Genomic DNA, 22566 nt, shown 5'->3' on the forward strand with positions numbered 1-22566 from the left:
AATCAAAAATTTATCTAAAAACTTCGAAGAGAGTACTTATTTTCGCAATGAATCTATTTTTCATTGATGAGGTTTCGCGTACACGCCGATCAAGCTAAGCGTATTAAAAAAATATAAATGTTGATTTATTTCGAATAAATGACACAACAAACAAGCCGAAAGGCTTGCGATTTTTTTGGGAATTAAGCAACTTTCGAATGAGACATGGTATACTCATAAGCAACGCTCAAAATATCAAAGACTGTTTTTTTTCTCATAGCGGTGAGATTTCCGCCCATTTCTGTCTAATAAGTGGAATAGGCGAAGGAGGATCTTTGTACGTTCTTGGGTGTTTTGTATATGCTGATGGAACAAAGGAAAATAACTTTGGATCATAAAGATCGTGAATCTGTTCATGTGAAATGAATTCCCAAGAAACATTAGTAATGTAAACATTGATCTCCATTAACCGTTTGCTTCGTTCAGAATAGAGAATGCCTTTCTTCTTTTCCTTATATGCTTGATCTTTTCGTCGTGTTTGAGTTGCTCAGCTCTCAATCGATATAACACGACACGAGTGGGGAGTTTTTTGTACATCCCAATGTAGGCATCTCAAATTTCGTAGGTTTCTCCTGGTTTGATCCTTGATCTCTTCGAGAACAAGTTGAATATATTCAGATCAATAATATCGATAAACAGGCTATCTCAATCTTTTGAGATAGCCTGTTTATAGTGAGGTAGAGAAGATGAGGATCGTTTCTTTAACCAAAAACCACTACACTGGAGTGATTACGCTTATAACGGGTCAGTCACTGGAGATCGTGGGACAAAGCCGTTGATCTCCAGTGACTGGCTGGTTGGGGTCGTATCATGAATGACTACGACATGTAGTTTGCTGTAAGCTCGATGATTCGTTTTGTCACCTGCCGTTGGGTGCCGAAGTCGACCCAGGGCGTCTCCTCACTGGAGCGCTCATATCGAGCGAGAGACTGCTCTTCGGTGTATGGCAGGTGAAGGAACGTGATCCCAGCTTTGAGGCCGAGATTTTCGTTGATATGCAGTGCGCCGTAGATGGCCGCGTTGCACCCTTGAAGACCAGCATCAGATGACGCAGTGACTGGCCTTTTCTCGGATCGGAGTTGCTGACAGATCGACTCGATGGGAAGGGTTGTCTGGTAGACGTCTGCCGCATCTTCGATGAGCCGATGTCCTGTGGTGTTCTCAGGGTGACCCAGGTATGTTGCCGGGTCGTAGGAGTTACGACCACCCTTCTCCAAGTGGAAGTATGACGCTCCATGGAACACGCCCGCGATGATGATCAGACGAGGTGAGTGCTCTCGCATCTTTGCTTCCATCAGACTGTATGTCTCCTGGAAGAGGTTGCGCGAACGCAACTCAACGCAGGTGATGGGCAGCGGGAGACCGTGTGTCGCTTCAGACACCACCTCAAAAGAGAGGTTGGGCATGTAGTCGAACACTCCGCTGAGCTGGCCACCATATCCCATGACCAGAATGTCTGTTTTCACTTTCGCCTACTTTCATACATGGCTTGAATGCTCAAGCTCCTTCCGATAACTCAATGTATATTGGTCTCGTTAGGCTGCTCCTTTTCGGGCATCTCTCCTCAGTTATCCTTCGAGAAGGAACTACATAAGAAAGAGACATATGATATTTATTGTATTATACCATACGAAGGAGTATGGTGTGATTCGAGAAAGGATGTTTTTGCCCAACTCCTCAAAAAAGCGAGATCAGGTATGTTGCCTGCTATCTTGCAAGTGTCAAACACCTCAGTAGTATTATTTATAATGTTGGTAGGTTAAGTAAATGGGATACGAAGCCAGAAGTATATTGTTTTGATGCTGCTTGCATGAATCTATTTTTCATTATATAATGACCTCGGTCAAATAATGACTTAGGTCATTTTGGTGGTGATTATTTGTTAAGGGAAGCAAATAAAAAGAAAACAAAAGAACTGATTATGAAGAATGCAATTCAGTTATTTAAGCAAAAAGGGTATCAGAATGTAACGGTTGCAGAAATCACAACTGCATGCGGAATCGCGAAAGGAACTTTTTTTAATTATTTCCAAAAGAAGGAACATATTTTATTGTATTTAGCTGATTCCTATATGGAGCTATTACATAAGATTGTGCAAAGAAATCAAGTTGGAACGATGAAAGAACAAGTTTTACATATTTTTCGGGAGTTATTTAGTATTTATTTCAAGCAAATAGATATATTACATCCCGCCTTTGAAGAAACAATAAAATCAGCGATTCGCTCCAATGGAGCATCAGGGAATATTTCGAAATTAAGAGAAGCGATTTGTTATGTTTTAGAACAGGGGATGGAAAAGAAAGCATTTCGTAGTAAGTGGAAGGTGGCCGAATGTGCAGATGTTATCGTAGGGATTTTTTTGAATGTCTTAATATGTACCCCCTTAGAAGAAGAAAAATTGATGAAGAAGCTAGCACAACAATTAGAGATGGTTTGGGGAGGATTCATTCATGAATCGACTAAAGAAATTAGCTAAGAGTAAACTTTTTCTATTTTGCGTTGTGCTGATCATATTTATATATTTTAATAATAGCTCACTGTTTGTAAGGAATCATAGTAAAACACCAACCTTATTAGCTCATCGAGGTCTAGCCCAGACCTTTACTATGAAAAACATTACAAATGAAACTTGTACAGCAGAGCGGATCAATCAGCCAGAACATCCTTATCTAGAAAATACGATTTCATCAATCCAGGCAGCTTTTGATAATGGAGCTGACATTGTTGAATTTGATGTACATATGACGAAAGATGATCAATTCGCTGTTTTTCATGATTGGACATTAGATTGCCGAACGAATGGACATGGTGTCACAAGAGATTATACAATGTCTGAATTGAAGAAGTTGGATATTGGATATGGTTATACTGCTGATCAAGGTAAAACCTATCCATTCCGTGGAAAAGGAATCGGACTCATGCCATCTTTGACTGAAGTGTTAAAACGATTTTCGAATAAATACTTGTTAATAGATGTGAAAAGTAGTGATCCCGATGAGGGGAAATTATTAGCGAGTTATTTATCGAAGATTCCAGAAGAGCAGCGAAAAAGTTTAGCTGTATATGGAGGAGATGAACCAATTGATGCTTTAAAAGATATACTGCCAGATATGCGTGTTATGTCAAAAGCGACAATGAAACGTTGCTTAATCCCATACATAGTTGTAGGATGGATTGGCTATATGCCTGATCAATGCGAGCAAACAGAACTACACATCCCAGATCAAATAGCACCTTGGTTATGGGGTTGGCCCACTAAATTCTTAAACCGTATGGAGATTGCTGGTACAAGAGTGATTATTGTTGGCGGAGATGATAGTGGATTTTCTAGTGGATTTGATACACCAAATGATCTAAAGCGACTCCCAATCGACTATACAGGTGGCATTTGGACAAATCGAATTGACCGAATTGCACCCATATATAAAGGCAAAAAACGTATACATTAATGCCTTGAATAAGTTGAAAAAGAAAGTTCATATATGACCATATTGATAAAGCCTGGCATTGCAATGCCAGATCCTACCTGAGGCTAAAACAGAATTCCTTCTTAACAAATTTTAGTTCTTTCCTAACACGTCTTCTCATGGTAACGTCGTTCTAATTATAAAACAAGGACAGAGAAAGAGGTGCCAGATGGCAAAAGTGCATCAATCAAAACAATCAGTAGGTTTAGTATGTATCCATGGAGCAGGATTGCATAGCCGAATTTGGTCAGGGCTATCAGAACAATTGAATCTCCCAGTATTGGCAATTGATTTTCCAACAATACCTAAAAAACAGCTTACACTTGAAGAATATACTGTTTATATTCAACAACAAATACAAGCATGGGAGATTGATAAGTTTGTCATAATTGCTCATTCAATTGGAGGGCTACTTGGTTTGAAAATAGCAAACATGTTCCAGGATCGTTTGGTAGGATTTGTTGCAGTTGGGGCAGCCGTTCCTAAAAAAGGAGGATCTTTTCTCTCGATTTTCCCATTTGCAAAACGAGTCTTTATGAGTTTGATGTTACGGATTTTTGGGACAAAACCACCAGAAGCAGCGATTCGACAAGGATTATGCAACGATCTAACAAATGATCAGACGGCTGACATTATAAACTCTTTTTCTCCAGAGTCAATACATCTTTATATAGATAATATAGAATTTTCTATTCCGGATGTAAGAAAGATTTATGTAAAACTTATGGATGATCTAGAATTTTCACCATTGTTTCAAGATCAAATGATTGCCAATCTAGCTCCTCAGAGCGTCGAAAAACTAAATACTGGACACCTACCTATGCTTAGTAATCCACAACAATTAGGTTTGATAATTAATAACTTTATCGAGAGTATTGAGTAACCAAATTTTTTGCCGACCTATTTTCTAGTAATTTATCATTAACGAGCCTAAGAAAAAAAGACTTGAGTTTTCTAAAGAGGTCTCAAGTCTTTTTTTCATTTAATGGTTAATTGATACTAAAATCAATAGATACTTCAAGGTCAATCAGGAAAAGAGTGCAGTTGACCGTCCATGGAAACGAAAATTTCTGAGGTTGAATGGTACGTAAGTTGTTGTGAGAGGGGGGTTAGTCATCCTCTTCCTAATCGATTATGAGATATCACTACATATCTTTGGATGGTTTTCCTCGAATCGAATATTGTCCATATAATTGACCACAGGCTGCATCAATGTCTTGACCAAATGATTGCCTAATCGTTACTCGAACACCAGCATTTTGTAAAAGCTTGAAGCAGTGTTGGATTTGTGATTCATTGGTGGGTCTATAGTGTATAGGGGCATCAATGGTTGGATTATAACGAATCAAATTGACATGATAGAGGTGTCTTAATTCAGGTCTTCTATTTAGTAGTTCAATGATTCCTTTCATGTGAGTCTCTGTGTCGTTAATACCTTGTAAAATCACATAAGCAATGTAAACTTTACGATGTGTCTGGCGGATGTGCGTATCTAGGACTGACATCACTTCTTCCAAAGGGTATTTTTCATTGATCGGCATTAATTTACTTCGTTGATCATGAAAAGGTGAATGCAAAGAAAATGTGAGATTAATTTGAGGAAAAGATTGGGTCAACTTTTGGATGCTCGGTATGATTCCAATTGTTGAAACTGTGATCCGTCTAGGACTTAGATTGAATAATGTTCGATTAGTTAAAATGGCTAATGCATGAAATGTAGTTGGGTTTGCTAGAGCTTCACCCATACCCATAAAAGAGATACTATCGAGTGAGTGGCGTGCAAGATGGAAATAAAGTAGTTGATCTGTAATTTCATTAACAGTTAAATTTCTTTTTAGTCCAATTGAACCAGTAGCGCAAAAACTGCAAGCAAATCCACATCCAGCCTGTGAAGAAATACAAAATGATTCCCACCCAGCTTTATATTTCATGGCTACCGCTTCTATTCGATTATCGTCAGCCAATGAAAAGAGAACTTTTTTCGCTTGAGAAGTTGATGTAATTTGAACAGGTTGTAGGTTCATTACGGATGTGCCAAATTTACTTAACAGTTCGCCACGAACTGTTTTAGGTAGAGTTGTCATTTGTTCAAATTTATCAATGCGTTGCTGAAAGATAGCATTTAACAATTGTCTAAATCGATAATCTGGTTCTCCTAATTCTTTTAAAAATAGTTGCATCTGTTGATATTTACTTTTGGCAGTCATAGATGAAGCCTCCTCTGGTTTTATCAGAGGCCACCAGTATGACGATGCCAAATGAAATCAGAAAATAAAAAGAGACACCGAACATACCGGTGCCTCTGATTTAGCAATATTAATAAAACATGTTTATAACAAATAACACGTTGAGAAATATTGAACTGAGCACTCGATATGAGCTTTCGATATACAATTAAAAGATTGTACAGAAATTCTCATATCGCTAATTTTCATCGCTCTTTTCACCTCAACGTTTTTGTAACGAACAAATCAATCATATAATTATTTTCAAAGGAATGCAAGATTTTCCTGTATTTTAATATGGATATCTAAATATCTTGAAAAATGGAAACAGATTAAGTCATGATTTGTATTCATTTACTTTTCTAAGAAGGTTTTCTTTTACCTGAGACCATTCCGATTGAATAATTGAATAAATATAAGCATTACGTATATAACCGTTTTCCAAGATCCGTTCGTTTCTAAGTAATCCCTCTTTTTTTGCTCCCAATCTTTCAATTGCTTTCTGTGAAGGAAGATTACGTTCATCGGTTTTCAATTGTACTCGGATCATTCCTAATGTTTCAAAGCAATATTGAAGTAGGAGTAACTTACAATCTGTATTCACGAAGGTGCGCTGATAATTTTTTTGATACCAAGTTGCACCTAATTCACAGCTTTTTTGAATGAAGTTAAATTCATAAAGTCTGGTAGCACCAATGATATGTTGATTCTCTTTGTGAATAACAGCAAAAGGTAATGCATGATGCTCTTTTCGCATCTGAATTGCTTGTTTTACCCACGTTTGCATATCTTTTAAGGTTTCCATTTGTTGAAGCATAAATTTCCAAATCGCTTTATCACTTATTTTAAAAAGATCAATTGCATGTTTTTCTTGCATAGGTACCAATTGGATTCGGTCGTTTTGAAGAGTAGGCGGGTGTTCAAATATAAATGAATTCATGGTTGAAGTCCTTTTTATGATAAGATTTTAATATAGTATGATTCATATTTTGATACTGCATACGAGTAACTTTTGAAGGAGAGATAAAGATTGGCATTTATATATCAAGTTGATGCATTTACAGATAAGCCATTTCAAGGAAATCCTGCTGCCGTTTGTATACTTACTGCCCCAAAAGAGGATCAATGGTTACAAAATGTTGCAATGGAAATGAATTTATCAGAAACCGCATTTTTATTTCCTGAAGAGAATGGCTATCAAATTAGATGGTTTACACCTACTACTGAGGTAGATCTATGTGGTCATGCAACTTTAGCCAGTGCTCATATCTTGTGGGAACAGAATCTATCCGATCAACATGAGATATCTTTTTTTAGTAAAAGTGGACTCCTAAAAGCAAGACAAAATGGAGGGAGAATTGAACTTGATTTCCCAGCTGAGCCTGAAACAGAATGTGAAGCTCCACCTACATTGTTGGAGGGAATTGGAACCGGTGTAAGATATGTAGGGAAAAATAGGTTTGATTATTTAATAGAAGTTGAAAATGAAGAAATTGTCAGAGATTTAAAACCAAACTTTGATGTTTTGGCTAAAGTTGAAACAAGAGGAGTCATTGTGACCAGTCGTTCTGAATCTTCTGCGTATGATTTTATCTCGAGAGCATTTTTTCCCCGAATTGGGATACTTGAAGACCCTGTGACAGGTTCTGCACATTGTTGTTTAGGTCCTTATTGGCAGAAAAAGCTAAACCAAAGTCATTTAGCTGCATATCAGGCTTCTAAACGAGGTGGGGCATTAGATGTTCGAATGAATGGAGAACGCGTTTTTTTAGGTGGGGAAGCAGTTACTGTATTAAAAGGAGAAATCCTTAGTGAATAAGCTGTCTTTTTCAAACAGTGTAGACATATAAATAATAAAACTGCAATATAGCCGACTTAAAACGGACGATATCAACCCCTCCATACATTTGCACAATTATACAAAGTGTCTGGATCCCGAAGAGGGCGAGTTTCGCTCGGTCGTGAAGATTGACCAGACCGTGACAGTCTCACATAGGAAGCGTCTCTGTGAACCACGAATCACGAACCGATCATGTGACTTTGTCTACATAGCAAAATCTCCCAACTTATCTAGAGCGGGGAATTTTGTTATGTAGATTTTCTGTATTCCAAATTGATCTTATTAATCTAAGAAAGTACCATCCATTAAACTCTGTGTCATAACAAATTTGTTTTAACAACTAAAATGAAATATACCGATTGTAATATCTATCCAAATTCGTCCAAGAGTACTCCTGCTTCTACAAGCGGTGAGGTGAATGGGACGTGGTTCGGTATCCCTTTTGCAGGGATGCTTAGAACCACTTTTTTTGTTAGAATAGTTTTAATTCTTTGAAAACTGAAGATATGGGGTTGTTGCTGGAAAGGGTCAGTAACGTAAAATCTTCAACCACCCAGCTCACCGAAGTTGCGAAAACCAAGCGAAAGTAGGGAGCATAGCAGAGCATACTTTGTTTTCACCGCTGGGACGGCGGGTAGAGCCTGCTAAGATAACTGGACGTTGGTCTGGTGTTCGCAGGAATCTACCACCTCTGTAGGTGGTAGTAGTTCAATGGTTTTACTAAGTCTTATCTTCTGAAAGATAACCCCAAATGTTTATAAGATATCGAATAAATACTTGAATCCATTTATACATATAACAGGGAGGTTTTTCATGAAACGTTTATCTGGATTATTTATTGTAGTTGCTTTCTTGTTTAGTTTCTATCTTGTTCCACCTGATATATCTTCTGCTGCGAATAAGAATTGCAAAGATTTTAAAACATGGAAAGATGCGCAAACATATTTTGAAATAAAAGGCGGCTCAAAAAAGAATAATATAGATGGTTTGGACCGAGATCATGATGGTCTAGCTTGTGAATCTAACAAAGGATTTAACAAGAACTACAGGAATCCAAATGATTTTACATGTAAAAATTTTGCGACTTGGAAAGCGGCACAAGATTTTTTTGAAAAACGTGGCGGTTCTAAGAAGAAAAATGTGAATGGGCTTGATCCTGATCATGATGGTTTAGCATGTGAGACAAATAAAGGTTTCAATAAAAATCACAAAAATCTTAACAATAGTAAATAATGGGTTTGAGATCATAAAGAAAAGTTTGAGAAGTGGGTTCCCAGATGAATAGGGACTCATTATTTTCATTCTCTTTAGGTAAGTTAGAATGATAGCTATAAAGATCTAATCAATCCTGACATTTTATTCAAAAAATTTTTGTGCAGCTGAGCAGTGTTATAACACTGCTCAGAACTTTGCAGTCATAATGAAGTGAGGTAATATTTATAATTCGTTTTTCATTAGAAGAATTAAATGTGTAAACATAAATATTCCTTAGACTAAACGTAAAGAAAAGTTTCTTTTTTGATGTTTAATCTTCATCATCATCAAAAAAGCTAAATCCTTCGTCGTCATCTTGGTAATCAGTATTATCATCTTCGTTATCATCCACAAGATCATCAATATCATCGATGGTTTCTTTCAGCAGTCCAGCGGCGATCAGTCCCACGGCAGCACCACCAAGAATTTTCGTAACAGGGTATTTAGATAATAGATGTTTTTTGTCACTATGATGATATTGAGCTGGAGATGCAATCATTTCATCGATGATTTGTTGAAAGTATGATGTAAGTTGTTCAACATTATTTAACAGATCATGTTCAATGAAAAGCTCTCTATGAATTTCTTTCTCGCCTAAAAATGAGTAGAGATCCAGTTCTAAAAGAAGTGCAATTCCAGTTTCCTCAAAAATAACATTGAATTCTAACTCTTCTATTTGATCATGATAGTACGTTGTAGGAGTTAACTCAAATTCTTGATAAGAACCATCAAAAGAACGGGAGTCATACTTTTCACGAAAACCTAACTGTTCAAATGCAAATAATATATTTTGCAAATGATCAGGAGGCTGAATTGTGATAGGGTCTCGATCGGTACTATCAACCCCACCTTTAATATCAAGATGAGTAACAAAGTCGTAAGAGATGTGTGGGCCTGTAATCAAAAGATTATAAGGTAATTCATAGTGGAAAGGGTAGTGTTTTTCTTCTTCAGGTTGAATTTTAAAAGGTTCATCAAAAACGAAACTTTGGATTAACTGTGAGTAGTGTTGTTCTTTAGCGGCAATACGTAATGTTAATTCAACTTCTAATTTGTTAATATACTGTTCAATTGTACCGCCTTTGAGAACAATTTGCCCGAAAATTTGCTCACCAAGCTTGTATTCATGTTTATCAATGACTAAATCGACTGTTGTTGATCCTTTTCCTAATTTCGCCAAAAATTTCTTGAACAAGAGTGTTTGAACCTCCAATTAAAATTTTCCTAAAAAATTTAAAGCCCCAATACAATTATTAGCATACTTTTTTCTATATTAGCTGATCACATTATCATTTCATATAGATATTTTATGTCAATTCGTTGGATTCACTTTTTTAAAAATGGAGATCAAGTATTCAATTTCCATTATCATGCAAACAGTTCATGTGTTAATGATTAGTATGTTAAAATTCATATATATTTTAAATGGATTTAGTGGAAGGGTGAGGAACAATGAACTTGAGCCAGCAGTTGGAGCAGCGGTTAAATCTTGTTTTGACAGCAGAGCTGCGTCAAGCGATACAAATCTTACAATTTTCCACAATAGATTTAGTCGGGTTTATTCAGGAACAAATCATAGAAAATCCTGTACTAGAAATGCATGACTTTGACAAGTGGCTAGAATTTTTAAACAGCCCATTACCTAATCATCGAGAACGTTCTACCCCTGTTATTTATGATGAGATTGTAGATGTACAAAGTCAGTCATTGGCAGATTATCTTGAGCAACAGCTTCATTATCTAGATTTAAAACCAGATATATATTCCATTTGCATCTATTTAATTGGGAACCTAGATGAAAGAGGATATCTCGATTTAACATTACAACAAATTTGCAATCATTTATCCGTTTCTCTAGCGGAAGCCTCGGAAGCCTTACATTTACTCCAATCGTTAGAACCCGCGGGTATAGGTGCGAGTTCTTTAGAAGAATGCTTAATGTTGCAGCTTAGTCGAAAAACAAAGCAAAATGAAACTGCAAATAGAATTGTTCAACAATATTTACTAGAGTTAGCACAAGGTCGATTATCGATGATTGCCAAGCATTTAGATGTAGAAATAAATGAAGTAAAAGAAGCGATCGAGATCATTCGAACTTGTCAACCACGACCTGGACTTCTTTATGCTCCGCATTCAACTCAATATATTTTGCCAGACGTTACCGTTGAGAAAAAAGGAGATCAATTTCAAGTGAGAAGTAATGAACGGGATTGGCCTCAACTTCGTATTAGTTCTCGATATCGTCAGTTGATTCGAACGGCAACAGATCAGCCAATCGAAGTAATCCAATATGTTAAGAATCAAATTCAGTCAGGTATAGGATTGATTAAGGGGATTGAACAACGGCGTAATACCATCGAACGTGTGGCTGAAGTGATTGTAGAATATCAACAAGATTTTTTTGAGCATGGTATAGCAGGTTTAAAACCATTAACACTAAAGAAAGTAGCTGAACGAGTCGAGTTGCATGAATCAACAGTGAGTAGAGCAACACAACATAAATATGTACAAACACCACGAGGCATTTTTCCATTTCGTTTCTTTTTTCCATCAGGAATTGCTTCTGATCAGGGAATGGTTCATACTGAGTCAATTAAAATGGAAATTAAACGTCTCATTACTAATGAATCAAAGCTACGCCCTTTATCAGATCAGAAAATCGGACAGCAACTACAACATTTAGGGATACGTATTTCACGTCGCACTGTTGCAAAATATCGAGATGAATTAGGGATTCCTGCTTCCTCCATTCGCCGCGAAGCTTGAATGAAACCTTTTTTCGTAATCGCCTTCAAACAGAAAAAAGCATCCGAATGTGATGGATGCTTAGAATGGATTCAATTTATTTATACTCCTTGATTATCTCTGCAATGATCTCCAACGCTGATGCAAGCTGTTCATCTGTGATGACGAAGGGTGATAAGAAACGGATCACATTGCTATGCAGTCCAGCACTTAACATGATAACACCACGTTGATATGCTGTTTGAATGATATGAGATGTTAACTCAGCATGTGGAGTACGGCTTGTTTGGTCTTTAATCAATTCAATCGCAGTCATAGCGCCTAAACCTCGTATATCACCAATATAGGGGGAGTTTTGTTTGAGTTGATAGAAGTAATTGCGAATCGTTTCGCCTATTTGTTGAGCTCGCTCAAGGAGTTGGCCATTTTCAAGTAGTTCAATTACCTCTAAAGCAGCTATACAACCTAATGGACTACCTCCATAAGTACCACCAATTTCTCCTGGGGCTGGAGCATCCATCACATCTGCTCTTCCTGTTACAGCGCTGATCGGAATACCAGCAGCAATCGATTTTGAAAGAGTGATCAAATCAGGCTCTACCTCAAAATGTTCCATTGCAAACATTTTTCCTGTTCGACCAAATCCTGTTTGGATTTCATCAGCTATAAATAGAATTCCATATTTCTCGCATATAATTTTAACGCCTTGAACAAATGCTTTAGAAGGGACGATAAAACCGCCTTCGCCTTGTACAGGCTCCATAATGATTGCAGCTACATCTTTTGCAGGTACCTCAGTAATAAAAAAGTCTTCCAGACGATCTAATAGATATTGATCAAGTTGTTCATTCGATATCTCTAATCCTTTTCGATAATAGTATGGATAAGGAAATTTATAAGTCTCAGGGGCAAATGGTCCAAAGTCTAATTTGTAAGGTTTTACTTTGCTGGTTAATGACATACCTAAAAGAGTTCGTCCATGAAATCCTCGCTCGAAAGAAATAATGGCTTTTCGTCCTGTATATTTTCTTGCAATTTTAACCGCATTTTCTACAGCTTCTGCGCCGCTATTTAAGAAGAAAGTCTTTTTCGTTTGATTTCCAGGTGTAATTTGATTTAGTTTTTCAGCTAACCGAATATAAGGTTCATACATGATTACGTTGAAGCCTGGATGCATATATTGGTCAAGTTGTTTTTTTAGTGCTTCGATTACTGATGGTGGACAATGACCTGTATTTTGCGTTCCAATCGCACCAGCAAGGTCAATGTAAATGTTACCATCAACATCCTTGATTAGCGCTCCTTCGCCTTTCTCAGCAAATGCAGGAACAGTATTGGAAACGCCTCTAGGAATGTGCTTTTCTCTCTTCTCCAATAGGTGAGCTGACTTTGGGCCTGGAATCGATGTGGATAAATGAGGGGATTGGTTTTTCATTTGGCTGTTTCTCCTTTTGCAATCAATTGTTTTATTTTTTATAATGCAAGTTTGATGCCAAGAAACATGGACTAAGGAGTGATGGTATGGAGAGGCAAGATCATTGGCTATTACAAGAATTAGAAGCTATCTTTCATACATCTTATCAAAGTATTTTTGTTACGGATAGACATGGAAAAGTTTTGCGTGTTAGTGAGTCTGTTGCTCATACATGCGGTTTAGCTCCAGAAGAGTTGATAGGGGAAAATGTATATGATTTAGAACGTCGTAAGATTTTCTATCCCTCTGTTACCCGTTCTGTTTTGGAATCTGGTAAGAAAGAGTCAATTGTACAACATACTCGTTCTGGTAATACATTGCTTGTTGAAGCAATTCCGATTCGAAGTGAATCAGGAGAAATTATTCGAATTATTGCTATATCAAAAGATATATCTGAAATCAATCATTTACAAAAACAATTGGCAGAGTTGACCAATCTAATGGAGGGATATCAAAAGGAATTACTGCGTTTGAAGCAAGAAACTTTAGAGGAAACAACTTTTATCGTTAAAAGTAAAGCAATGATCAAGGTCACCGAATTGATGCATACGGTTGCATATTCGGATGCATCTGTATTGATCTTGGGAGAGACAGGAGTTGGAAAACAAGTAGTAGCAACACATATTCATCAGTGGAGTGACCGAAAAGAGAAACCATTTATCACCATTAACTGCGGTGCCATTCCCGAGAATCTATTGGAAACCGAGCTGTTTGGATATGAGTCTGGAGCGTTTTCAGGAGCGAAAAAAGGCGGCAAATTGGGGATTTTTGAGCTAGCGAATGGAGGGACTGTTTTTCTAGATGAGATTAGTGAATTGCCGCTACATCTTCAAGTGAAGTTGTTACGTGTATTGCAGGAAAGAAAAGTAATGCGTGTAGGGGGGGCAAAAGAGCACGATGTAGATATTCGTGTATTAACTGCTACAAATCAAAATCTAGAAGAGATGGTACAAAGAAAGAAATTTCGTCAGGATCTATATTATCGGATTCATGTGATCCCTATGCTGATTCCTCCATTACGAGAGAGAAAAGAAGATATTTATGATTTAACTATCCATTTTTTAGAAAGATTTAATCAAAAATATAACAAAAAGAGATTTTTATCAGAACATCAATTGCAATTACTACTTCGTTATCAATGGCCTGGCAATGTTCGAGAGTTAGAAAATACAGTGGAACGTTTTGTCGTAACTGGACAAATATTTGATTCATTATTAGAGGATGAGCAGTTACCCAGCGTTGAACATTATGAGACAAAAAGGAATACCAATCCATTACATTTACCAACTGTGCTGAAAAATGTAGAACGAGACCTATTGTTACAAGCAAAACGTGAGTGCAGAACCACTCGAGAAATGGCGGATTATCTGGGAATTCATCAATCTACAGTTGTTCGTAAACTACAAAGTCACGATTTAATCGATTGATGCTATCATGCATCAATCTTGATGATAAATGACATCAAGCATCAAAATGCTTGGTGTTTTTTTATTGATTATATGATTTTTTTCGTTTGGCATCTAACTTGCTTATTAAGTAAATCGTAAAACTTTATAAATAAATATTCATTCCATCGTTCAATCTAATAAACAAGGAGGAAGGTAGATGAAAAAGTTTTTAATAGCGATATTAGCAGTTGTTTCGATCGTTGCCCTTACTGCATGTGGTGGAGGACAAACAGGTGGGAGTAGTGGGCAAACGTTAAAAGTAGCTTCAACGCCTACAGGTCCTCCGTATACATTTTTAAACACCGAAACCAATAAAATCGACGGAATTATGGTTGATATTGTAAATGAGTTAGGGAAGCGAATTGGACAAAAAATTGAAATTAAGCCTATGCAATTTTCTACATTAATTTCCTCAGTAAAAGAGAGAAAAGTTGATGCGATTGCAGCAGGTATGATTATGACAGATGAACGAAAAAAAGAGGTTGCATTCACAAAACCTGTTTTTGGTTTTGGTGAAGGATTAGTTGTTCAAAAAGGTGATAACAAAACGAAAACAATTGATGACTTAAAAGGTAAAGTTGTCGGAGTTCAGTTAGGAACAACGTATAAAGATTTTGTTGAGAAAAAAGGGGTTGCAAAAGAATTAAAAGTTTACAAGGCAATTGGTGAGATGCTAAAAGACTTGGATAACAAGCGTTTAGATGCTGTTATTGCAGATGGGCCAGTCATCACGTATCTCAAACAACAAAATCCTAATTTTAAGATACAAGTTGTAGAAGAATATAAACCTTCTGTTGTTGGAGAAACAGGAATTGGTTTAGCAAAGGGTAACACAAAATTACTTGAGAAACTAAATAAAGCCATTGATGAAATGAAGAAAGATGGATCGTTCCAACAGATTTATAAAAAATGGGGGGTCAAATGGGAATAAGGAGGGAGATTATCGGCAATGAGTGAGTTGATTAAAGATGTAAAAATGTTTTTTCCAGCTTTGCTCGAAGGTGCTTGGCTTACGATTGAATTAACTGTAATCTCCCTTATCTTAGCATTGATAGTAGGTCTATTTATCGGTCTAGGGAGAATTTCACGAAATCGTATCATCTATCGCATCTGTAGTATTTATGTCAGCATTATTCGTGGAACACCACTTTTGGTTCAATTGGTCTATGTTTATTTTGTTTTTCCTGACTTAGGAATAGAATTAACCCCATTTCAAGCTGGCATAATTGGATTGTCAATCAATGAAAGCGCATATTTAGCTGAAATTTTTCGGGCAGGGATTAAATCTGTTCCAAAAGGTCAGACGGAAGCAGCCCAATCCTTGGGGATGAACTACTCCTTAGCGATGCGAAGGATTATTTTGCCACAGGCCATTCGAAATGCATTACCTCCAATAGGTAACTCGGCGATTATTTTATTGAAAAACTCTTCATTAGCTGCTGTGATAACGGTTGGCGAATTGATGCATCAGGGTGAGATTATAGCTGCAGCTACCTTTAAGAATATGGAAATTTTCACGATGGTAGCGATTATGTATTGGATTTTACATTATCCGATCTCTCTACTCGTTGATTATTTAGAGAAACGGGGGGATCATCAACATGCTTCAGCTGAAAGACATTAGAAAAACGTTTGGACAAAACGAGGTACTAAAAGGTGTAAATTTCGCGGTTTATAAAGGTGAAGTAGTTGTCATTTTGGGACCGAGTGGGAGCGGTAAAAGTACTTTATTGCGAACGATGAATTTTCTAGAAGTTCCATCAAGCGGTGATATGTTTCTAGAGGGAGAATCGATGCTCTATCGTGAACAAAATGGTAACAAAATCAAACGTGATCCAAAGGAATGGAATCAATTTCGAATGGAGATCGGAATGGTTTTTCAGGGTTTTCATCTATTTCCGCATATGACAGTTTTAGAAAATATTATTGAAGGACCTGTACATGTGCGTAAGCAAGCAAAAGAAGAAGCAATCACTTACGGAGAGAGCTTATTAAAGAAGGTAGGTTTATCAGATAAACGAGATGCCCATCCTTTTTCGTTATCAGGAGGGCAGCAACAAAGGGTTGCCATTGCTCGTTCTTTAGCGATGAGACCAAAAATTGTTTTGTTCGATGAACCTACATCAGCGCTTGATCCTGAACTTGTTGGCGAAGTCTTATCAGTGATGAAAGAGTTAAAAGAGGAAGGTTTAACTATGGTGGTTGTAACACATGAAATGGGCTTTGCTCAGGATGCCGCGGATCGCATCGTCTTTATGGATGATGGGAATATCATTCACGAGGCACCGCCAGAGCAGTTTTTTGGAAAGAATCAGCCAGATCGTGTACAAAAGTTTTTGCAACGATATGAGGGAGGAAATCGTTTATGAAAGTAGCGGTGATTGGAGGAGCCGGAAAAGTCGTTTGGGGAGCAATTCGCGATTTTGTAGAACATCCTTCTGTTGATGAATTGCTATTAGCTGATCTGAATTTGGAGGCAATTGAACAAAGAAGACAACATTTAGGCTCTGACAAAGTAAAAGTTGAAAGAATCGATTTAAATGACCATCAAGCTCTTGTGCGATTACTCGATGCATACGATGTTTGTCTAAATGCTACTTCGCATCATTTTAACTTAAAGGTGATGGAGGCTTGTATTGAATCGAGAACCCATTACACAGATTTTGGCGGACTATTTCATTGGGCTTTAAAACAGCTTGAATTTCATGATCGATTTAAAGAAGCAGGAATTACTGGTATTGTTGGCTCTGGTAGCGCGCCTGGTATTGTCAATGTAATGGCTCGCTATGGATATGATCATCTAGATCAAGTCCATTCAATAAAGATTCTAGATGGAATTGTTAATTTTAATGCACCAGAGGATAGTTTTATTCCTCCATATGCGATTGAGACATTAATTGAAGAATTTGTTATGAATCCATATGAGTTTAGAGATGGTAAATATGTTGAAATGACACCGTTTTCAGGGCAAGAGGAGATTGATTTCCCTGACCCAGTAGGGAAACAAACTGTTTTTAATACAATTCATTCTGAAGTAGCTACTATGCCGCTAACATTTCAAGATAAAGGAATTCAAAATGTTGCTTTCAAATTATCATTGCCAAAACGATTTGAAGAAAGATTACGTTTTTTAGTCAATTTGGGAATGGGCAGTAAGGAACCTATTCAAGTGCGTGATCAACAAGTGATTCCACTTCAAGTATTATCTCAATTGGTTCAAAAACAATCTTTCACAGTACCTGATGGTGAACATGATGATCATAAAGCGTTACGAGTTGAGATCACAGGGGTTAAAGATGGAATTGAATCAAAGTATGTTTTACATTCTGTGCTGCATCCATATAAACCATGGAGTGATATGTCACAAGGTGTTTTTTCTGTTGGTTTTCCTGCAGCTGTAACGACTCGTTTGATTGGCAGTGAGCAAATTAAGGAACCAGGATTTTTCCCAACAGAGGCTGCTATTCCACCTAAAATTTATTTTCGTGAATTAGCTCAACGAGGAATCGTTGTGCAAAGCCAATTTACGCAAACATTGTAGGATGTGATTTTGATGACTTTGCAAAATGCCTCAGTAACGAAGGTTAAAAATTTAATAGGCGGACAATGGCTTGAATCAAATGGAGAATATATAGAAGTACCCAATCCAGCAAATGGTGAATCGATTGCAACAGCCCCACTTTCAACAAAGGCTGAATTAAGTCAAGCTGTTGAGCTAGCTAGGAAAGCATTTGCCTCATGGAAAAGAACAGCGGTTCCAAAACGTGCCCGAATTTTGTTTCGTTACCAACAACTTTTAATTGAACATTGGGATGAATTAGCTCGATTGATCACTCTTGAAAATGGAAAAAGTCTCGAAGAAGCTCATGGTGAAGTACAAAGAGGAATTGAATGTGTTGAATTTGCTGCCGGTGCACCAACTCTGCTAATGGGAAGCCAGCTCCCCGATATTGCTACAGGGATTGAGTCTGGAATGTATCGCTATCCATTAGGCGTTGTGGCTGGGATTACACCATTTAATTTTCCAATGATGGTTCCGTGTTGGATGTTTCCATTAGCAATTGCCTGTGGAAATACATTTGTTTTAAAACCATCTGAAAGAACGCCACTATTAGCGAATCGACTTGCCGAGCTATTTTTAGAAGCTGGGTTGCCAGCTGGTGTTTTAAGCGTTGTGCATGGAGCACATGAAATTGTAAATGGCATGTTGGAACATCCCGAGATAGAGGCGATCTCTTTTGTTGGATCAAAACCTGTTGCAGAATACGTTTATCGAACAGCTGCTGCACATGATAAACGTGTTCAAGCACTTGCCGGAGCGAAAAATCACTCCATTGTCATGCCTGATGCGGACTTAGACCTGGCTGTTAAAAATATTATAGGTGCTGCTTTTGGCTCTGCTGGCGAACGATGTATGGCGTGTGCTGTAGTAGTTGCTGTAGGTGAAATTGCTGATCCTTTAGTGCGTCGTTTACAGGAGGCTGCCGATTCTATTCAGATTGGCGATGGACTAGATCCTGATGTGTTTCTTGGACCCGTCATACGACACGATCATAAGGAAAGAACGATTAACTATATTCGTATAGGAGAAGGTGAAGGGGCTCGATTGATACGAGATGGACGGGAAGATCGTATGACGAAAGGAAAAGGATATTTTATTGGCCCCACTATTTTTGATTATGTAACGCCGAAGATGAAGATATGGAAAGATGAAATTTTTGCTCCTGTTTTGTCAATTGTTCGTGTAGAGACATTAGATGAAGCGATTGCTATTGCAAATCAATCAGAATTTGCAAATGGTGCTTGTCTTTATACAGATAGTGCCCGTGCAATTCGGCAATTTCGCGAAGAGATTGATGCTGGGATGCTAGGAATTAATTTAGGTGTACCCGCTCCGATGGCATTCTTTCCTTTCTCTGGGTATAAGAAATCTTTTTATGGTGACCTTCATGCAAATGGGCGTGATGGTGTTGAGTTTTACACGCGAAAGAAGATGGTAACGGCAAGATATTAAACACTGAAACCTGGACAACCTATGTGTCTAGGTTTCAGTTTATTCTGGTGCTAGTGGATAAGAGGAATTAAATTAATTTATCAAGTAAATAGATGATATTTTTGCCCAGGGTTTTGAAGTATTTAGCTTATCTTATGGCTACAGATGAGACAACATCATTCCAGTTGTTACTACTGCCACGATCTAGATTTCGAAAATCGGAGTAATTGCCAGGACGCAGAGTAATTCGATCACCACCATAGTTGATATGTTCATAAAGATTTACACCATTTCCATTGGATACTTTTGCTGATGAAGCAATATCATTCCAATCATTGTTCACCAATGTAGAATCATTAGAACAGAGTCTGATTGATTTGCCGCCATAATTGATATGCTCATAGAGAGTTACGCAGGATTTACGGGCAGCAAAAGAGTCAGTAGGGGCAATTAGAGCACAAATAATCATCGCTGCTGATAAAAGAGCAAAAAGTTTTTTCAAACAAATCACACTCCTGATTAGTTTTCGAAATACATTTATTATTATTTATACAACGAAGAAAAAATGACAAATACTGAAAAAAATCGCAGTATACTGTTTGCATTCAACAAATTCCGTAGTATAGAGAAATTGTATGATATCAGGAAGTGGACATGCCTTAAATGGTGGTATGAAAGGGAGGGAATGAAAGTGGTGGTTAACATTTTGTAAGAGGAAGATTTCTCTCTAAATATCATTTTAAGAATATCCTGTCTCAATTTTAAATGGAATCATAGGTTCAACGCTTCTTTCACTATTTAATCTATGGAGGTAACATGATCAATTCACTTCTCTTGTATTACCTTCTCCTACTGTATATTTATATGTCGCTTCTGAAACAGGATTACCATCAATTGCCCCTTGCAAAGCTCTCATTATTCTTTTATGTTTTTCAGAATCGATAGCTACGCCATCGGTTCCTTTTTTTGGTTTGTGGTTATCATTTTCTGCCACTATATTCACCTCCACTTATTCGTGTGGTTTACACCTTCTTATTTCCCGATCTGTTTATGTAGAAATCTAATTTTTATATTTAAATAATAAATAATTTTAAGTTTAAATTTAATTATATTATATGTATATATCATATTATCGGCATTAAATGGAGAATGAATATAAAATAGAAATTTATTTATAATGGAATGAATAATATTTATTTTAGATCAATTATATGATATAATAAGAACGTATATTTGGTTAGTGGATTCTTATTAAAAAGGAGATAAGTGAAGTGAAAACAAAAACAACAATCTGGGTTGCAAGGATCATGAGTATTTTGGTTATTATTTTTATGTTATTTGACAGTGTGTCTAAGCTATTAAAGGCTAAGCAAGTAATCAGTGGAACATTACAATTAGGATTCTTAGAGCATCATATTGTGATCATTGGAATCCTTGGACTGATACCTACATTGTTATATGCATTTCCAAGTACTTCAATTTTAGGAGCCATCTTATTAACAGGTTACTTGGGTGGTGCGATTGTTACAAATTTACGCGTTGATGCACCATTATTTACCAATATTTTATTCCCTGTTTATCTTGCTTTATTTATGTGGGGTGGTCTATGGTTGCGCGATGAGAAACTACGTAACCTGTTTCCACTGAAGAGAAAACAGAAAGATATTGAAGAATAAGGGTTTAAATTGAATGAAAGGACTTGTTCAATGATTGAGCAGGTTCTTTTCTGTTTCATATTTCACGAAGATATGGAAATCTACATAAATATGGAATTTCATATTTATCGGTTGTATGATATGGTATTGAATAGATATAGACTATTTCGTATTCGCACCCCTGAGGATTGAATAGGAGGTATCACTCCGGGGAGCTCCATTTGTAAGCTACCGCAAAACGGAACCGTTCAATACGGGAAATTGGAGTTAGACATGAGCTGGTTGGGGATTTTGTTCATCGTGGTGACTGTCATCTATGGCTACTTCTGTCAAACCCGGTCGGCGTACCAGATCGGCGGATTTTTCACTGGAGGAATGATCGGCATGGTGATCGGGGGAATCATCTGGAAAATCCTCTCCATCTTCGTTGATCAGTCTTACCAGTGGTACCATCCGAAGGACGGATCGCTGCCTGACGTCTTGTTCGACGAGTCCAAGTTCCAGATGCCTCTTGCTGATCTGATCGGTGGTGGTGTCACCTTCACTCTGATCTTCCTGGGAGCCTTCATCCTGGGGCATTTGGGTAAGAGAGCCTATCAGGAACTATAAATCCAATATGTATATGCACATCTAACTCATGACAGTCCCCGCCCTCGCCAAAAAGGGTGGGGGCTGTCATGAGTTAGATGTATTTGTATTGGTGGTGTAATTCACAATCGAAGTGAAATTTAGTACAGAAGTCATATATGATTTGGATTGGCTATTTTAATACAAAGGAAGAAAAGGGATTAAACTCAAATCTATTTTTTCTAACAAGAGGGCGTAATCACCCTCTTGTAAAAAACTATGGTTGTTGGGTACTTAAGATTCCCTTTGCGGAACAATTTAAATCAACGGAGCCGCAAGAGAAGTATAATCGATATTCACCAACGGGTGCACCAGTTGTAAAATTAGCATCAGTAGTGCCTTCTTTAATAATAATATTATTACTATCACGAATAAACCAATGTGTTTTTCCAGAAGTACTGCTAATATCCACATAAACGCCTAAAATTTGCCCCGCATAAAGATAAACCGGGGCAGTAGATTTTGTTTCTTCACCATAAGAAATTGTGACCTCTTTTTTAGTGATTACTGTAGCTGCATCTGATATTCCCGAAAAGGATAGAATTGCAAAAATAGTAAATACAGACATAAGCAATTTTCTTATCACGGAATATTCAGCCCCTTATTATTATTTACAATTATGTTATTACCCCAATATGCTCTATAAAAAACCAACTGGTTGGTTTTTTATAGAGCATCGGATTAAATGATATAATGGTGCAAATTTAGTTTGAGTAGTCCATTTTATCGCAATAAATTTTGAGATAGTCATCTATGCTTAATCGTCTATATATGTTGTATCGAGTTGCAGAGTGAAAGC

At 37.2% G+C, this 22566-nt stretch carries 22 protein-coding genes and 1 pseudogene; 14 read left to right on the plus strand and 9 right to left on the minus strand.

Translation table 11 applies throughout. The annotated features are described in order from the left end of the window. Positions 1-182: 182 nt before the first annotated feature. Positions 183-627: pseudogene (locus tag BUB71_RS19910) on the minus strand (hypothetical protein); the annotation flags it as partial. Between the two features lie 230 nt (positions 628-857). Continuing rightward, positions 858-1505: a pyroglutamyl-peptidase I family protein gene (locus tag BUB71_RS00180; protein WP_084730848.1), complete on the minus strand. Its 648-nt coding sequence runs from the start codon at positions 1503-1505 to the stop codon at positions 858-860. A 413-nt stretch (positions 1506-1918) separates the two neighbouring features. On the opposite strand from BUB71_RS00180, the gene BUB71_RS20290 reads away from it, so the two are divergent. The 3 genes from BUB71_RS20290 to BUB71_RS00195 all read left to right on the plus strand — a co-directional run bounded on the left by BUB71_RS20290 (position 1919) and on the right by BUB71_RS00195 (position 4389). Next, entirely contained in the window at positions 1919-2515 is a 597-nt protein-coding gene (locus tag BUB71_RS20290; RefSeq protein WP_073150060.1) for a TetR/AcrR family transcriptional regulator, read from the plus strand. After that, positions 2490-3488, plus strand: a complete 999-nt coding sequence (locus BUB71_RS00190) for a glycerophosphodiester phosphodiesterase family protein (protein ID WP_073150064.1) — start codon at positions 2490-2492, stop codon at positions 3486-3488. Before BUB71_RS20290 ends, BUB71_RS00190 begins: the two co-directional genes overlap by 26 nt. Before the next feature lie 187 nt (positions 3489-3675). Further along, a complete protein-coding gene (locus BUB71_RS00195) occupies positions 3676-4389 on the plus strand; it encodes an alpha/beta fold hydrolase (protein ID WP_073150067.1) in 714 nt (237 codons plus the stop codon). A gap of 262 nt (positions 4390-4651) precedes the next feature. On the opposite strand, the gene BUB71_RS00200 is transcribed toward BUB71_RS00195, so the two are convergent. After that, the gene (locus tag BUB71_RS00200; protein WP_073150070.1) at positions 4652-5713 is read right to left on the minus strand and encodes a Cfr family 23S rRNA (adenine(2503)-C(8))-methyltransferase; all 1062 of its coding nucleotides are present in this window, start codon (positions 5711-5713) and stop codon (positions 4652-4654) included. A 355-nt stretch (positions 5714-6068) separates the two neighbouring features. Then, positions 6069-6671 (minus strand): GNAT family N-acetyltransferase, encoded by a 603-nt coding sequence (locus tag BUB71_RS00205; protein WP_073150073.1) that lies wholly within the window; start codon positions 6669-6671, stop codon positions 6069-6071. Positions 6672-6761: 90 nt separating this feature from the next. Between BUB71_RS00205 and BUB71_RS00210 the strand changes: the two genes are divergently transcribed. Together BUB71_RS00210 and BUB71_RS00215 are read left to right on the plus strand one after the other, a co-directional pair. Next, positions 6762-7550: a PhzF family phenazine biosynthesis protein gene (locus BUB71_RS00210; RefSeq protein WP_073150076.1), complete on the plus strand. Its 789-nt coding sequence runs from the start codon at positions 6762-6764 to the stop codon at positions 7548-7550. Positions 7551-8384: 834 nt separating this feature from the next. Beyond that, the gene (locus tag BUB71_RS00215; protein WP_073150079.1) at positions 8385-8804 is read left to right on the plus strand and encodes an excalibur calcium-binding domain-containing protein; all 420 of its coding nucleotides are present in this window, start codon (positions 8385-8387) and stop codon (positions 8802-8804) included. Positions 8805-9096: 292 nt separating this feature from the next. Here BUB71_RS00215 and BUB71_RS00220 read toward each other — a convergent pair whose 3' ends face one another. After that, positions 9097-10038 (minus strand): sporulation protein, encoded by a 942-nt coding sequence (locus tag BUB71_RS00220; protein WP_084730850.1) that lies wholly within the window; start codon positions 10036-10038, stop codon positions 9097-9099. A 239-nt stretch (positions 10039-10277) separates the two neighbouring features. Here BUB71_RS00220 and rpoN point away from each other — a divergent pair, with 239 nt between their 5' ends. Next, positions 10278-11591: an RNA polymerase factor sigma-54 gene (gene rpoN / locus BUB71_RS00225; protein ID WP_073150086.1), complete on the plus strand. Its 1314-nt coding sequence runs from the start codon at positions 10278-10280 to the stop codon at positions 11589-11591. Between the two features lie 76 nt (positions 11592-11667). On the opposite strand, the gene gabT is transcribed toward rpoN, so the two are convergent. Next, positions 11668-13005, minus strand: a complete 1338-nt coding sequence (gabT, locus tag BUB71_RS00230; protein ID WP_073150089.1) for a 4-aminobutyrate--2-oxoglutarate transaminase — start codon at positions 13003-13005, stop codon at positions 11668-11670. A gap of 86 nt (positions 13006-13091) precedes the next feature. Between gabT and BUB71_RS00235 the strand changes: the two genes are divergently transcribed. From BUB71_RS00235 to BUB71_RS00260, 6 genes are all read left to right on the plus strand, one after another. After that, on the plus strand, positions 13092-14471 hold the full coding sequence (locus BUB71_RS00235) for a sigma-54 interaction domain-containing protein (protein ID WP_073150091.1): 1380 nt from the start codon (positions 13092-13094) through the stop codon (positions 14469-14471). Positions 14472-14649: 178 nt separating this feature from the next. After that, a complete protein-coding gene (locus BUB71_RS00240) occupies positions 14650-15423 on the plus strand; it encodes a substrate-binding periplasmic protein (RefSeq protein ID WP_073150095.1) in 774 nt (257 codons plus the stop codon). 18 nt (positions 15424-15441) lie between these two features. Beyond that, positions 15442-16116, plus strand: coding sequence for an amino acid ABC transporter permease (locus tag BUB71_RS00245; RefSeq protein ID WP_073150099.1), 675 nt, complete (start codon positions 15442-15444; stop codon positions 16114-16116). Then, positions 16094-16861 (plus strand): amino acid ABC transporter ATP-binding protein, encoded by a 768-nt coding sequence (locus tag BUB71_RS00250; RefSeq protein ID WP_073150102.1) that lies wholly within the window; start codon positions 16094-16096, stop codon positions 16859-16861. Before BUB71_RS00245 ends, BUB71_RS00250 begins: the two co-directional genes overlap by 23 nt. After that, complete coding sequence (locus tag BUB71_RS00255; protein WP_073150106.1) at positions 16858-18033, plus strand: saccharopine dehydrogenase family protein; 1176 nt, start codon at positions 16858-16860, stop codon at positions 18031-18033. Before BUB71_RS00250 ends, BUB71_RS00255 begins: the two co-directional genes overlap by 4 nt. A 12-nt stretch (positions 18034-18045) precedes the next feature. Then, positions 18046-19506, plus strand: a complete 1461-nt coding sequence (locus tag BUB71_RS00260; protein ID WP_217653521.1) for a CoA-acylating methylmalonate-semialdehyde dehydrogenase — start codon at positions 18046-18048, stop codon at positions 19504-19506. Between the two features lie 127 nt (positions 19507-19633). Here BUB71_RS00260 and BUB71_RS00265 read toward each other — a convergent pair whose 3' ends face one another. Then, complete coding sequence (locus BUB71_RS00265) at positions 19634-19987, minus strand: beta/gamma crystallin-related protein (RefSeq protein ID WP_073150110.1); 354 nt, start codon at positions 19985-19987, stop codon at positions 19634-19636. 318 nt (positions 19988-20305) lie between these two features. Next, on the minus strand, positions 20306-20479 hold the full coding sequence (locus tag BUB71_RS19320) for a hypothetical protein (RefSeq protein ID WP_175552233.1): 174 nt from the start codon (positions 20477-20479) through the stop codon (positions 20306-20308). A 277-nt stretch (positions 20480-20756) separates the two neighbouring features. Between BUB71_RS19320 and BUB71_RS00270 the strand changes: the two genes are divergently transcribed. Together BUB71_RS00270 and BUB71_RS00275 are read left to right on the plus strand one after the other, a co-directional pair. Further along, on the plus strand, positions 20757-21161 hold the full coding sequence (locus tag BUB71_RS00270; RefSeq protein ID WP_340148284.1) for a DoxX family protein: 405 nt from the start codon (positions 20757-20759) through the stop codon (positions 21159-21161). Between the two features lie 252 nt (positions 21162-21413). Then, the gene (locus BUB71_RS00275; protein ID WP_073150118.1) at positions 21414-21749 is read left to right on the plus strand and encodes a hypothetical protein; all 336 of its coding nucleotides are present in this window, start codon (positions 21414-21416) and stop codon (positions 21747-21749) included. Between the two features lie 235 nt (positions 21750-21984). Here BUB71_RS00275 and BUB71_RS00280 read toward each other — a convergent pair whose 3' ends face one another. Beyond that, complete coding sequence (locus BUB71_RS00280; RefSeq protein WP_073150121.1) at positions 21985-22335, minus strand: hypothetical protein; 351 nt, start codon at positions 22333-22335, stop codon at positions 21985-21987. Positions 22336-22566: the final 231 nt, after the last annotated feature.

Origin of the sequence: Seinonella peptonophila, assembly GCF_900129355.1 — a bacterium.
Classification (GTDB): Bacteria; Bacillota; Bacilli; order Thermoactinomycetales; family Thermoactinomycetaceae; genus Seinonella; species Seinonella peptonophila.